The 14,254-nt window shown below is 62.6% G+C and carries 10 protein-coding genes and 1 tRNA gene; 6 read left to right on the top strand and 5 right to left on the bottom strand.

Annotated elements, in window-relative coordinates:
• Positions 1–111 precede the first annotated feature (111 nt).
• Complete coding sequence (mocR, locus tag DT068_RS03245) at positions 112–1,560, top strand: rhizopine catabolism transcriptional regulator MocR (protein WP_119388355.1); 1,449 nt, start codon at positions 112–114, stop codon at positions 1,558–1,560.
• Positions 1,561–1,614: 54 nt separating this feature from the next.
• Here the strand turns inward: mocR and DT068_RS27910 are convergent, their stop codons facing one another.
• Positions 1,615–1,998, bottom strand: coding sequence for a DUF1344 domain-containing protein (locus tag DT068_RS27910; protein WP_162913986.1), 384 nt, complete (start codon positions 1,996–1,998; stop codon positions 1,615–1,617).
• 402 nt (positions 1,999–2,400) lie between these two features.
• On the opposite strand from DT068_RS27910, the gene DT068_RS03235 reads away from it, so the two are divergent.
• Positions 2,401–3,078, top strand: a complete 678-nt coding sequence (locus tag DT068_RS03235) for a metallophosphoesterase family protein (protein ID WP_368904398.1) — start codon at positions 2,401–2,403, stop codon at positions 3,076–3,078.
• 266 nt (positions 3,079–3,344) lie between these two features.
• Here DT068_RS03235 and DT068_RS03230 read toward each other — a convergent pair whose 3' ends face one another.
• The gene (locus tag DT068_RS03230; protein WP_119388353.1) at positions 3,345–8,441 is read right to left on the bottom strand and encodes a RecQ family ATP-dependent DNA helicase; all 5,097 of its coding nucleotides are present in this window, start codon (positions 8,439–8,441) and stop codon (positions 3,345–3,347) included.
• 346 nt (positions 8,442–8,787) lie between these two features.
• On the opposite strand from DT068_RS03230, the gene DT068_RS03225 reads away from it, so the two are divergent.
• Positions 8,788–9,567 carry a DeoR/GlpR family DNA-binding transcription regulator gene (locus DT068_RS03225; RefSeq protein ID WP_162913985.1) on the top strand — a complete coding sequence of 260 codons (780 nt, stop codon included), beginning with the start codon at positions 8,788–8,790 and terminating at the stop codon, positions 9,565–9,567.
• A gap of 125 nt (positions 9,568–9,692) precedes the next feature.
• On the top strand, positions 9,693–10,208 hold the full coding sequence (locus DT068_RS03220; RefSeq protein ID WP_119388351.1) for a hypothetical protein: 516 nt from the start codon (positions 9,693–9,695) through the stop codon (positions 10,206–10,208).
• 468 nt (positions 10,209–10,676) lie between these two features.
• Here DT068_RS03220 and DT068_RS03215 read toward each other — a convergent pair whose 3' ends face one another.
• The 3 genes from DT068_RS03215 to DT068_RS03205 form a co-directional block, all read right to left on the bottom strand.
• Positions 10,677–11,177, bottom strand: coding sequence for a hypothetical protein (locus DT068_RS03215; RefSeq protein WP_162913984.1), 501 nt, complete (start codon positions 11,175–11,177; stop codon positions 10,677–10,679).
• 162 nt (positions 11,178–11,339) lie between these two features.
• A tRNA-Ala gene (locus tag DT068_RS03210) sits at positions 11,340–11,415 on the bottom strand.
• A 154-nt stretch (positions 11,416–11,569) separates the two neighbouring features.
• Positions 11,570–12,001 (bottom strand): TIGR02300 family protein, encoded by a 432-nt coding sequence (locus DT068_RS03205; protein WP_119388349.1) that lies wholly within the window; start codon positions 11,999–12,001, stop codon positions 11,570–11,572.
• Positions 12,002–12,146: 145 nt separating this feature from the next.
• Between DT068_RS03205 and aroA the strand changes: the two genes are divergently transcribed.
• Both aroA and cmk read left to right on the top strand, forming a co-directional pair.
• Entirely contained in the window at positions 12,147–13,529 is a 1,383-nt protein-coding gene (gene aroA / locus DT068_RS03200) for a 3-phosphoshikimate 1-carboxyvinyltransferase (protein WP_119388348.1), read from the top strand.
• Positions 13,526–14,149, top strand: coding sequence for a (d)CMP kinase (gene cmk, locus DT068_RS03195; protein ID WP_119388347.1), 624 nt, complete (start codon positions 13,526–13,528; stop codon positions 14,147–14,149). The genes aroA and cmk overlap by 4 nt, the downstream gene beginning before the upstream one ends.
• Positions 14,150–14,254 lie beyond the last annotated feature (105 nt).

Below are 14,254 nucleotides of genomic sequence, written 5' to 3'. Positions count from 1 at the left end.
TATTCAATGGGTCCCGGCTTTCGCCGGGATGACAGTTGTGTTGAAAGCCAGACTAGCCCTATGGTGGTTCCCTGCGGAGAACCAGATGCCGGGGATTTTAGGGAACCACGCATGACGGCCGGCTATCGCCTGGAGACTCTGCAGCTCGACCGCTCCTCAGGCATCAATCTCGACCGGCAGATCTACCGGCAGCTGCGCCAGCTGATCGAAAGGCGGATGCTGCCTTCCGGCACCGCCTTGCCCTCGACCCGCCTTCTGGCGCGCGACCTGGGCCTTGGCCGCAACACCGTGATCGCCGCCTATGAGCAGCTGGCGCTGGAAGGTTTCCTCGCCATCGAGCGGGGCTCCGCCCCCGTGGTGAAGGGCCTGCCCGCATCCGAGGCACGGCCCGCGGCCGAAAGCCCGACCGGGGATGCCGCGCTGTCGCGGCGCGGCCGGGTGATGAGCGAGCAGCCCTTCCATCATGGCACGCCCGGCATCACCGCCTTCCATCCGGGCCTTCCCGATGCCGACAATTTCCCCTTCAACACCTGGTCGAAGCTTCTGAACCGGCGGGCCAAGCAGGCGCGCGGCGATCTCTTCGGCACCTATCACATCATGGGCTATCCGCCGCTGTGCGAAGCGATCGCGCGCTATCTGACCGCATCGCGCGGCGTCGTCTGCGCGCCTGAGCAGGTGGTCATCACCAATGGCGCGCAAGCGGCCTTCGACCTTCTGGCGCGGCTTCTCACCGACCCCGGCGAGACGGTGTGGATGGAAGAGCCCGGCTATTATGGCGCGGGCGCCGCCTTCATCGCCGCCGGCGCCAGGCTCGAGCCCCTGCGCGTCGACGATCGCGGCTGGGACCTCACCCCGCTTGCGACGCCACCGCGGGTGATCTTCACCACGCCCTCCTGCCATCATCCGCTCGGCCTCACCATGGCGATGGCGCAGCGCCTCAATCTGCTGCGCATGGCGGCGGAATGGCATGCCTGGGTGATCGAGGACGATTATGACAGCGAATACCGCTTCCAGGGCCAGCCCATTCCGGCGCTGCAAGGCATCGCCCGGGATGCGCGCGTCATCTTCGTCGGCACTTTCGCCAAGATCCTGTTTCCGGCGATGCGGCTTGGCTACATGGTGGTGCCGATGGATGTGCGCGACCGCCTGATCGCGGCGATGAGCTGCTCCGGCCAGTTCGCGCCGCTCATCACGCAGGCAGCGCTCGCCGATTTCATCACCGAGGGACATCTGACCCGGCATCTCAGGCGCATGCGCCGGCTCTATGCGGACAGGCGGCAGTTCTTCATGGAGCAATTCGACCGGCATCTGAAGGATGAGATGGAGCTGCGGCGCACCGACAGCGGCATCCAGCTCGTCGGCCTGTTCAAGGATGAACGCGATGACCGGGCGATCGCGGAGGCGGCGAAGACGCACGGCATCAATGTCTCATCGCTCTCGCTGCAATATCGCTTCGAGCCTTCGCGCAAGGGATTGCTGTTCGGCTTCGCCGCATCGGACAGACGCGCGACGCAACGCGCCATCGAGAAGCTGGCGCAGGTGATGCGCGGCTTGGGCTAGCAGAGGCTAAGGCGGCAGGCCGCCTCAGCCCTTCTCATAATCTTTACCTACGTCTTACTGCGCGCCGATATAGCAGGGATTGCTGGTCGCGGTGACCTTGCACATGCCGTTGTCGATACCGAAGTTTTTGTTCACGCGCCGCGCATCGCGCGCCGGCGTGATGACCGGCACGGCGCGATCGCTGCTGCCGGTGCGCACGATCTTGCTCACGACCGGACCGCCGGTGCGGTTCTCGAACTGGATGCGCACCGTGTCGCCCTTCTTCAGGCGGCTGAGCGGCAGGCGGTTCGGCACATAGTAGCTGGCGCCATCGGCAAGCTGCAGCATGCCGGTGCGGGTATCGACGAAACGCACGGTTCCGCTGTCGCTGGCGGCGAGAGCGGCGCCTCCCATCAGCGGGAGCAGGAGAAGCGAGAGTGTGATGATCAGTTTCCGCATGGCGGTGTTCCTCTTGACTAAAGGGAATGCAAATTGATCTTTGCTCCCGTCATGTGGTGTCGGGGGACGTGGCGGCAAACAAAAAATGCTGTGCGGTTCGCGCGTGGGCCGGCTGTGGGGCGGCAACGACATGCTGACAGACTCCGGGTGGCGAAATGGAAAAGCTTCGCGATTCCACTGTCTTGTCAGGAAACTCCGTGAGCGGATCAAATTGTGCGGTTGCGTCAGGTTTTCCCGTCTCGAAGACGTGCCATGCGAAATACGCCCGGTATCCCGGCGGTTACTTATGCACCACATGGGATCAACCTGGCCTCAATCACGCCCCGGGAACACTTTGCCCATAAAGGTTCCGCCATGTGCTAAGAGGAACCAGATTCACCTAAGCGTCGGAGCTCAAACCGAATGGCCGCCATGGAGCCCGCATTCACCTTCGCCATCGGTGACATTCACGGGTGCCACAGGGCGCTGCTCCAGAGCCTCAAACAGTGCCGCGACTATGCCAACGGGCAAAGCCACCGGCTGGTCTTCATTGGCGACTATATCGATCGTGGTCCGGACAGCCGGTCCGTCATTGAGGCCATTCGCAGCCTCGAACATCACGATCCCGATTTCGTGATCTGCCTGATGGGGAATCACGAGGAAATGCTGCTTGACGCCATTGACACCGGTGACCCATCTCACTGGCTCAGCAATGGCGGAGCCGCAACGCTGGCGAGCTACGGCGTACGCGATCCTCAGGAGCTGCCCGCTGGCGATGTTGCGTGGATGAGATCGCTGCGCCTGTCCTACGACGACGGCAAACGGTTCTTCGCCCATGCCGGCGTCGATCCCGATCTGCCGCTAGACCGGCAGCCGAAGGAAGCGCTGCTGTGGATTCGCGACCGCTTCCACCGGTCGCAAGCCGATTATGGAAGACTTATCATGCATGGCCACACACCGCTCGACCACGCCCGCCCGGAGATCAGACCCAACCGTGTCAATATCGATACGGCTTGCGTCTATGGCGGGGTGCTGACGGCAGCGGTGTTCGCGGATGAGGCTGTTGCGCCTGTTGCCTTCCTGTCGTCGCGAGAGTGGTGACATCAATAAGGGCTAACCTCGCTCAGGAGAAGCGCCTCAGCCCACAGAATCACGCTTCGCCGAGTCGTAGAATCCCTAATCTATGTTGCAAGAAAACTGCCACACAATCCGTACTTTCCGGTAAAATCAAAACCTCAATATCCTCAGATCATTCAACCCCAACAAGGCCTTGAGAGTAGTTCGCGGGCAACTGACTATTCTCCGTGCGCTGGAGCGTGAGATGGCACGATTCTATCTGAGCGATGCGGAGTGGCCTTTACCCAGGATCACTCGAAGACGAATTCTGGTAATACCACTTCCCATTCGTCGCGGCGTAGGTGATCGCGATATTCTTCCTTGTTGTCAGCCTTTCGCCAGCAAACGACTGCTCCTACTTCACCGCGCTTGAGATGGCGCCCCTCCGGCGGTGTCCAATTACGTGCCAACCGGCCCATTTTCCGGCCTTTCGCATCCCGGATCAGCCATGCACCGTTCTCAGGCTGGAGCGCGATCGGATCGCCGACGCGAGCCTCGGTGATGGCCGCGAGCGCGGGATTTCCGTCGAAAAGGCGTCCAGGCCAGGACAGATCGACTAGCTTCAGGTCTGGCATCTGATAGATGGGCATGTCGCCGGCAATCGCTTCCAGCTCTGGCTTCACCTGCCGCGGCAGGATCGAGTTGCCTCCCGGCTGTACAAAAGGATGCCGGCCGGCGGCCATGACCGCGAGACTGCGGCGTGCACGGGTCATGGCGACATAGAACAGGCGGCGGGGTGCATCGGCGTCCTCCCCGCTCGAGAAAGCCTCCCAGTTGCCATCGAGTATCACCACGTCATCGAATTCAAGACCCTTGGAGCGGTGGGCGGTCAGCAAGAGCAGCCCCCGTTGCTCGCCTCTTGTGTCGCGAGCCCATTCAGCGAGCCATTCGATAAGATCGGGCACGGGCATAGTTTTGTTGGCCAGTTCCCGCGCCAGCGCGGCGATCCCTTCGGCAATCAGATCAGTCCAGCGATTGGGTGGCAGGCGATTGAGAGCCCCGACCAAGTTGGCGATTCCCATCAGCCGCGCAGGTTCGCGCCGCAATGCGGCGATCAGGCTTTGCATCTCGCGCAGGCGCCAGATATTCGGCAGGCTCTCATTGGCCATCTGGACCGGAATACCAAGCGCTTCGGCATAAGCGCGCGCCGGGTTTAGCCGCCGCCACTCACGCGCGATAATGGCTGTTCGCGACCAATTCCAGTCAGCGTCCAGGCGCGACAGGCGAACTAGTTCGTCCACCGCCGTGACAGCCTGTGCAACATCGCCGGGCGGGCATTGGAGAAGCTGCACCCGCCCCTGCGCCACGGGATCGAGCGACGCCATTGCGCCCCCCGCTGGGGCCTTTACGCGCCTGCGGTTGATAGTGATGTCATGCCCTGCCTTCATCCTGTCAGAAGCCGCGGAGATCACTGCGTTGGCGGTTTCAATGATGTGCTGGGTCGAGCGATAGTTTTCGATCAGGAATTCGGGGCGGGCTTTGTAGTCTGCCTCGAACTGGCGGATGAAGTGGACTGACGCGCCCGCGAAGGCGTAAATATTCTGATCGTCATCACCGACTGCAAAAAGGCTAAGGCGCAGTTCGGGATCGTCCAGTGATCTGCCCGCGATGGCGGCTATGAGGGCATACTCCTCGGGGCCGATGTCCTGATACTCATCCACCAAGATCCAACGATACCCCTGGATCAGCGTGTCGCGTTGCGCCTCAGCCTCGGTCCTCGTGAGCCCCTCGCCATTCAGGAGCCGAACCGCTTCCAAAACGAACTCATCGAAATCCTGGATTTCAGCCGCTCCGCCGGCAAAACTCGCCCCGACCAGACGCATCGCGAGTGAGTGGCAGGTAGAGACGGTGACGCTGTATGCCTCATCACCGATCAGATGGCGCAGGCGGGCGCGGATTTCGGCTGACGCGTGGCGGTTGTAGCTAAGAACGAGGATGTCGCGTGGGTCCTCCCGCTTCACGCGAATCAAATAGGCGATCCGGTGGACCAGAACCCGAGTCTTACCGGATCCCGGTCCCGCTAGCACAAGGACGTTGGTCTGTTCTCGATCGTCGGCAATAATCTTCTGCTGCACTGGATTGTCCAGCGCCTCGACGATAGCCTTCCATGAGGCGCTGGTGGTTTGTCGCCGGAATTCGGATTCATGCCCAGGTAGCCAGCGGCGGATGAAGGCATTACGATCCATAACGAAATAATCCTCGGACAACTTCAGCGCCCGGTCCATCGAGGCAAGACCCATCTCGGCGTAGGCCGCCATCACGTGGGTCTGCAGTGTTTGCTCGGCGTAATGCTCCTCAAGCGGGGTGAAATCCTTCCGGGTAAAGCCGTCGCGGCCAGGCTTCAGATGTACCGTCATGGCGGGACGAAAAACGGTAAGCCCTTTTCCCAGCGTTACGACTTCCTGCTCATGAAGCCATAGTAGTGCGCGATCCATGAGTTTTGTCATGTCCTTCACCGTGTCGCGTAACAGGGCATCCCCGTTCAGGGCGGCGAGAAGATCGCCCATCGTGGTTTCGACTTGAACGTCTTTGCCTCGGATGCCTTTGGGCACCTTGTCGATCAGATGCATGAGAAGTAGTTCCGCACCCTGTCGGCGCAATCCCGCTGTCTGCTCCAGCGCATTCCAGGACCTTTGCAGTGTCACAATCAGTGTGTTTCGCGAAACCTTGCGGAGCCAGACATTGCCCTTGCCACCATCCTGATCGCGCCCGTCGCGCGCCATGCCGCGCAGAAGCTTTTCGACGATGTCCGGGCGTACCGCCGTATGCCCCTTGTCGCGCAGGATCTGACAGGTCTCAGCTAGATTCAACGGCTGGCCGCCGGCGCCTTCGGCATCGGGAGCCGACTCGCGCATCAAAGTGATCAGATTGGCCTCGAGTTGCGCAGCCGCAGAACGGCGCTGCTGCGAATATCCTTCGACCCCGACATGGACAAAGACCGTTACGGCCAGATCGTTGCGAGCAATGCCGAGCATCTCGAGGTCGGTCATGACTCTGTTCAGCGCTCCGCCCGTCAGGCCACTTACCCCCGTAAGCTCGTCGGTCGTGACGCCCTCATCGGGTGGAGCGTTCATCAGATGCCGCACAATGTCTACAAGCTGCGTACGTCGCGTACCGGTAATGGCAGCCCTGTCGACAATCGCCTTGGCCTCTTCTAGCCTGCGGACGCGCAGGGAGGACGGGAACACTCGCACCCGGTTCTCTTCGCGCGTTAACAGCATGGCCTCCTCCAGCCAGGAGATGGCCGTCTTCACGCGGGTATCGTCTGTGGCACTGTCACGCTCGAATTCCTGATCGCGGTCTGCCCGCACGATTTCTCCCGAAGTGGCGACGACCTCGCCAGACTTCTTCGTCCGCTCGTCGAGCCGCCGCACTGCCTTGAGGATCGCGCCGATCTCGTGCTGCGCAAGCCGTGAGCGCGCGGAGAGTGAGAATTGCCGCTCGACGTCTTCGCCTGCGAACAGGAGCACACAATTGGCATGGGCCCCATCGCGCCCTGCGCGGCCTGCCTCCTGAAGGTAGTTCTCCAGCGAGCCGGGAATATCGCCGTGGACGACCAGCCGGATGTCGGGTTTGTCGATGCCCATACCAAAAGCGTTGGTGGCAACAACGATCCTCAGATCACCGGTGCGGAAGCGTTCCTGGACGTCGCGCTTCTCCTCGGGCGACAGGCCGGCATGGAAGCGTTCCGACGACAGGCCCTGCAGTTTCAGAAACTCTGAGACACGCTCGGTTTCTTCACGGGTTGCGCAGTAAACGACCGCACCAGATACTCCCTCCTGCGGCATCTTCGCGTTGATCGCATCGAGGATGTCTGCGAGCTTGGTACCCCGCTGCGTCAAACTTACCTCAAAACTTAGATTGGTTCGCACCGCACCGCCGTCGAGCAGTATGAGTTCGGTGCCCAGCCGCGACCGGAAATGCTCGCGGATGTCGCGCACCACATCGGGCTTGGCGGTCGCGGTCAGGCACAACACTGGAGCGGGCGGCTCATCTCCTGAGAACTCCCGTATGAATCTCCCGATATAGCGATAGTCGGGCCGGAAATCGTGGCCCCATTTCGAAACGCAATGCGCCTCGTCCAGCACCCATAGCTCAACCTCGCGCTGCTTTAAAACAGATCGGACCGAAACGCTTCGCAACTGTTCCGGCGAGATCAGCAGCATCGCCGCGTCGCCCATGCGCACTTTGTCCAGTGCATCCTGCCGCTCGGGCATCGACAACATTCCGTTGACGGTGACAACCGCGGAGATGCCGACACGTTCCATCCCCTGCACCTGATCGGCCATCAACGCCACAAGGGGCGAGATCACCACCGTCAATGCCCCAGTCTTGTCGAATTTTGTCAGCGCTGGGATCTGATAGCAGATAGACTTTCCCGTGCCGGTAGGCAGGATGCCAAGCAGGCTCCGCCCTCGCATTGTTTCCTTCACAATCCGCTCCTGCAACGGACGACCCGTCTCATCCACGGGCTGCGGTCGGAAGGCGTCGAAGCCGAACCAGCGCAACAGCGCCCGGGCGGGGTCATTCTTTTCCCCGCACCAAGCGCAATCTGGACTATCACAAGCACTATCCCGCAAATCTCTTACGATCCGTGCGGCCTCAGGGAACTGCTTCCGCACCCAGGGCGGCATAACCGAGTCCCCACCGGCGACCGAAATCCAGGACAGGGCATAGGCCATGGGCCAGCCGAGCTGCGGGCTCGACAGCCGGCCCAACGTTTGCTCGACACCGAGCGCGCAGGCCCGGCCCGAAAGCAGACGCCGGATCACCCGTTCTGCGGTCTCGTGTGAAGGTGCGGCTGCGCTTCGAACGTGCCTGAACACCGCATCAAACCCTCCAGCCTGCTCTGCCCGCGTCGTCAGGTAGTGATAGGCAGAAAGGGCGTCCGGCTCTTCGACCTTCAACTGACGGAAGGCACTGAGCTGGTTCTCCAGAACCTGGAACACCAGCCGGGCGTCAAGTTCCGGGTCGTTTATGTGACCCGCCTGCAGACGCCCGTCTTGATAGTGTTTCACAAGGTGGTGGTATGGATTGCGCGGAAAGGCCAAGGGATTCAGCCAAAGGGTATCGATCGGAGAAAGAACCAGCGCCGCCAATCGCGGCCTCACCGCTACTAGATGCGGCAAATCGTGGTGTAGGATATTGTGACCGATCAGGTGAGTGGTATCCGACAATGCCACTTCGATCTGATCGAGCGCCTGATCCAGCTGCCCTTTGTGCGAAGCGATTACCTCGGCCCCCTCGCGCCAAACAGCTGCCAGCCCGAAAATCCGTGCCGTCTTAGGATCGACCTCGATGTCGATCGAGACGCATCGCGCCAGAAGCGTGTGTGACAGTTCAGGCATCCGGGTAGGCCGTCCGAGGACCTTTCATTTCGAAACAACATGCAACGTTCTGTGCGAGCCAGTCATCGAAAGTCGCCGTGGTGTAGTCAACTCTACTTTTCGGTGCGTCCGCGCGTTGACGCTGCACTCGATAGTCTTCTGTTACAGCCTTACTTTCTTCAGTCATGGGGATAACGGAAACTATCTCAGTTCTGAGGAGCTAACAGGGCCAAGGACCTATCGACGGCCGATATTTGGCTTGATGAAAAACGTTGGAAACTAAGTAATCCTACCATGGAGAGAATATGCCATATAGGCATATTGGGTTTAACTTGCGGTTCGAACACAAGCCATGGGAGATCCACACATGAGACCCGCCGACCGCCGGCGCAAGATCCTCGAGCTGGTGCAGACTTCCGAACGGGTGACGGTGGAGGAGCTGGCGGAAGACCTTGCGACGTCGCGCGAGACGGTACGGCGCGACCTGGCGCTGCTGTCGGAGCAAGGGTTGCTGCGCAAATTCCATGGCGGGGCGACGGCGGCGCCGGCGACGCAGTCGGCGCATGAGAGCCCGCTGGACGAGCGGCGCGGCCGGCAGCGGCTGGAGAAGATCCGCATCGGCAAAAAAGCGGCGAAGCTGTTCGAGCCGGGCGACAGCCTGCTGATCAATTGCGGCACGACCACCCTGTTCTTCGCCGAGCAGCTGGCGCAGCACGGACCCTTCACCATCATCACCAATGCCGCGCTGGTGGCGGCCGAGATGTGGAAGGCGCCGCAGCGCGGGCCGATCCACCTGATGGGCGGCAGCTATTTCGGCGACGCCTTCGAGACGCTGGGGGCGCAGGTGGTGGAGCAGATCCAGAAGATCCATGCCGACCATGCGGTGCTGGCGGTGGGCAGCATCAGCTCGACGGCCAAGATCATGGACTACAGCGTGGACGAGGCCTTCGTGGCGCGCGCGATGGCGGAGAGCGCCCGCACCGTCACGGTGCTGGCGGATTCGAGCAAGCTCAACCGCAATGCGCTGCTGCAGATCTGCGGGCCGGAGAAGATCGACCGGCTGGTGACGGAGAAGCCCGTCGATGCGGGGCTGGAAAGCATCCTCAAGATCGCAGGCGTCGAGATCATCGTGGCGGAGGAGGAGTAGGGCTTTCCGCAGGGAGCGGTGGCCCAATTGCCCGGATTTCGGCAAGGAGTAATCTCGACACAGTTTCATCTGTTCGAGGTCGGCAACCCGTGGATACGCAGCAGACCGCCCCCGCTGGGCCCGCCTTGCCGGAAGGCGATCGAATCGAGGAATATTCGGCGCATTACGGCAATGACTATCTGGCGCTGGCCTGGGTCTTGTTGCTGCCGCTTGCCGTGGGCCTGGTGCTTCTGGTCAGCTATCCCGAAGTGCCTAAGTTCGTTTTTGTTGCAGCGGCGATGGCGCTGTCGGCCGGCGGCCTGCTCGTCTGGCTCTTCGTCGCCAAGATCGTGAAAACCGAGTGGGGAAGCTTCGTCGATCTGCGGAATAAACAAATCGTCTGGTGGGAAGGTCCCTCTCCCGCGGCGAGGACGGTCGTCAACATCAGCGCCCTCGCAAAACTGGTGATCGTCATAGATCCCTATCACCGTTGCGAAGTCTATCTCGACAGGATCGAGGGTGAGAGGCTTCGCCTGCCGGATCGCTGTGTCCGCAAAAGCTGTGTCTGGGCTGAATCCTTGCGTGCCGCGTTTCCAGGGCTCCCTGTCGAAGAAACAGACTGGTCGACTTTCCACGGCAGGCCCTGGCCCTCAGGCGATTGATGAGATGGCGACCGTCGGGCGGCTGATGGGCTGGATGGCCGGCCATGGGACTTCCGAATGGCCATTGTTGCCAAAATTTATGACCGAACAGTCAATTTTATGTTGACATACCGCCTGTTTGGGCATTCTGTCTGCTCAGGCAGGCTCATTGCATTGCGGTGGGCCTGCCGGCCACCAACCCAAGAAGGCCTGTCCGCCGCAGAAGCGTTGCGTGCCTTACCGTTCGTGACTTGAGGCTCCGGCGCCCACATGCCGGGCTTCGATCCCAGGCCTGAGGGGCCAGTCAACGGCCCTCCCGTGTCCTTCAGGCCTGGCAGAACGGCAGGCGCTGGTCGAAGAGAAGTGCCGGATCGCCAGGCGGGCGGCCGCGCTCTTCACCGCCGGCGACCGCCTGTTCATCGATGCGGGCTCGACGCAGGTCTTCGCCGAGGAGCTGGCGCGGGTGCAGGGCCTCACCGTCATCATCGCCTAGTTATTATCGCCATCCGCGCAGTTCTTCACGAAGGCCTTCACCGCGTCCGTCGCGCTCTTGCCGAGCGTGATCTTGTGCGAGGAGCCATCCGGCGGCTTGAAGGTGATCGGCTTGCCGGAGACGAGGATCTGCATCACCTTGCTGTCCGGCTCGACAGAGGTCAGCAGCATCGAGCCGCCGGTCATCTCGACATCGGGGCTCACGACGGAAATTCCCGCGATCTTCGTCGAGATCGTGCCATCGGAGAGCGTCAGGCGCGTCGGCTCGCGCTCACCCTTGCCGAAGGGGAGCTCGCCGCCAATGCGGATGTCGATCGTGTTGGCGGCGACACAGGTGGCATCAATGAGCGCGTCGACCTCGGGCGTGGTCGATCTGATCTCCAGCGCCAGGACCTGCCCGCTCGAGGCCTCGTATTCCTCGGCGAGCGCCGTCCCGGCAACCGTCAAAAGGCCAAAGCCAATAACCGCCGTCCTGCCCATCCAATCTCTTGCCAGCATCGTGCCTCCGCTTCTCCAGCGCGCATCCCGGCGCCAGGTCACTAGGTGGAGCAGATCCATCGCCAAGTCTTCAACTTCGGCGGGATTGCTCCGGGATCAGCATATCACGATTGCGGCCAGGATATCCCGGCACGCTTTTGTCCCGGACGGATAAGAAGGAAATGGTGGAGCCAGGCGGAATCGAACCGCCGACCTCTTGAATGCCATTCAAGCGCTCTCCCAACTGAGCTATGACCCCACACCGGGTTTGCGAAGGGGCGCTTTTCAGCCCTATCGACCTGGGATGCCGTGCCGGCCCTGAGGCCCGGCGAAGCGGGGCGGAAACTAGTGCCGCCCCCGCCATTTAGCAAGCAAAACTTGGCGGGCCTGATTTCCCGCCGGAGGGCCTGAGCTTACGGCTCCTCCTCGCCTTCCTTGGCGGCGCCTATGCCGCCATCGAGATAGCCCGCGGCGTCGGAATTCTCTTCCTCGTCCTCGACCAGGAAGGTGTTGTCCTCCTCGCTTTCGGCGGCCTCTTCCTCTTCGCCGAGATCGACATCGGCAATGGCCGCGGTCTCGTCCTCGGCGTCGCCACCCTCCTCGACCTCTTCGAGGCTGACGAGCTCGACATCGGACACTTCCTCGGCCTCCTCCGACTGGGGCTTCGGCACCTCGCGGGGCTTGGCCACCGCGGCCTGCGGCAGCTCACCCTTGGAGGGCAGCAGGGGGGCGGCAATGAAGCTCGTGCCGCATTTGGGACAGATGATCGGCGACTTCAGCAGATCATAGAATTTCGACCCGCAGGACGGGCATATACGCTTGCTTCCGAGTTCAGCCTTGACCACGGTTGATCCTCTCTAATGGCGCATGATCTTATCGGAAAACCGGCATCCACTTTTCCGGATCATGCGCTGGATTTCAATGATTGAGCGGCTCCATGCCACGGTCGCCAGCGCTTGTCAAAAGCAAAGGTGACAGGGAAAAACCCCCATGTTAGGAGCGGGCGCCATCCCGCAACCCCTTGTCCCGGACGCTGCCGTGCACGGTTCCACCGCCTCTCCCCTGACCTCAAAACCCGCGCATGGCCTCACGGGCCAGATCCGGGTGCCGGGCGACAAATCGATCTCGCACCGCTCGCTCATGTTCGGGGCCGTGGCGGTGGGCGAGACAAGGGCGTCGGGCCTCCTCGAAGGGGAGGATGTGGTCAATACCGCCAAGGCCATGCGGGCGCTGGGCGCCCGGGTCGAGCGGACGCCAGACGGGATATGGCGCATCCAGGGGGTCGGCGTCGCCGGCCTGCAAAGCCCCGAGGGCGATCTCGATTTCGGCAATTCCGGCACCGGAGTCAGGCTGGCGCTCGGCCTCATGGCCTCGACGCCATTGGTGGCGCGCTGCATCGGCGATGCCTCGCTGTCGAAGCGGCCGATGGGCCGCGTCACCGTGCCGCTGGCCGAGATCGGGGCGCGCTTCGAGACGGCGGAAGGCAACCGGCTGCCGCTCACCTTGCATGGCGCGAAGCATGCCGTGCCCATCACCTACACGCTTCCCGTCGCCTCGGCGCAGGTCAAGTCTGCGGTGCTGCTCGCCGGCCTCAACACGCCCGGCCGCACCACGGTGATCGAGCCCGTGGCCACGCGCGACCATACCGAGCGCATGCTGAAAGCCTTCGGCGCCGAGATCGTGACCGAGGCGCGCCCCGACGGCCGCCACATCATGATCACCGGCCAGCGCGAGCTCAAAGCCCAGACCATCGACGTGCCGGCCGATCCGAGCTCGGCCGCCTTTCCGATCGTCGCCGCCCTCATCACCGAAGGCTCCGACATCACCCTCGGCAATGTGATGCTGAACGAGACGCGCACCGGGCTCATCGCCACGCTCATCGAGATGGGCGGCGATATCGCGATCCTGAACCGCCGCCTCGCCGGCGGCGAGGAAGTGGGCGATCTGCGCGTGCGTTCGTCGAGGCTCAAGGGCATCAAGGTGCCGGCACTGCGCGCGCCCTCGATGATCGATGAATATCCCGCACTTGCAGTCGCCGCCGCATACGCCGAAGGCACCACCCATATGGCGGGCCTCGAGGAATTGCGGGTGAAGGAAAGCGACCGGCTTGCCGCCGTCGAAGCGGGGCTTCTGGCGAATGGCGTCACGACGCGCTCCGGACCCGACTGGCTCGAGGTCGAAGGCGGCGAGGTCGCAGGCGGCGGCGAGGTCAGGACTCATCTCGACCACCGCATCGCCATGGCCTTCCTGGTCATGGGGCTGGCGGCCCGCAAGCCGGTCAGCATCGATGACGGCGCCATGATCGCGACGAGCTTTCCGACATTCACCGCGCTGATGAACGGCATGGGCTGCCGCATCGAGCCCTCTCCATGATCATCGCCGTCGACGGGCCCGCGGCGGCCGGCAAGGGCACGCTCGCCCGGGCGCTGGCGCGGCGGTACAATTTCCATTTCCTCGATACGGGGGCGCTCTACCGCATGGTCGGCCTCGCGGTGCTGCAGGCGGGCAGGGATCCCCATGATGAAGCAGCCGCGCTCGAGGCGGCGCAAGGGCTCAAGCCCGATCTTACGCATGAGCAGGACCTGCGCAGCGAAGATGTGGGCGCGGCGGCCTCGATCGTCGCCGCCAATCTGAAAGTCAGGGAGGCGCTGCTCGGCTTCCAGCGCCAGTTCGCACAGCGCGCCCCCGGCGCGGTGCTCGACGGGCGCGATATCGGCACCGTCGTGTGCCCCGATGCGGAAGTGAAGATCTTCGTGACCGCGAGCCCGGAAGTCCGGGCCGAGCGGCGGCATGCCGAGCTGGCCGAGCGGGGCGAAGCGCCTTCCCTCGAGACGGTGCTCGACGATATCCATGCCCGCGACGAGCGCGACCGGACCCGCGCCCATGCGCCGCTCGTCCCGGCGAGGGACGCCTATGTGCTCGAGACCTCGCAGATGACTCGCGAACAGGCGCTCAACTCGGCGATCGCCTATGTGGAGATGCGACGGAAGTAGCCGGTTACCCTCTCCCTTGCGGCTATCGGATTCACACATCGTAGAAGGATTGCGGCCTTGCCCTCGCCCCGCTTCAGCGGGGAGAGGGAGGGACCCATTGCGCAG

This window comes from Taklimakanibacter lacteus, from assembly GCA_003576695.1.
Taxonomy (GTDB): domain Bacteria; phylum Pseudomonadota; class Alphaproteobacteria; order Rhizobiales; family Aestuariivirgaceae; genus Taklimakanibacter; species Taklimakanibacter lacteus.
The sequence above is the reverse complement of the archived record's forward strand: the minus strand, read 5'-3'. Positions and strand labels throughout refer to the sequence as shown.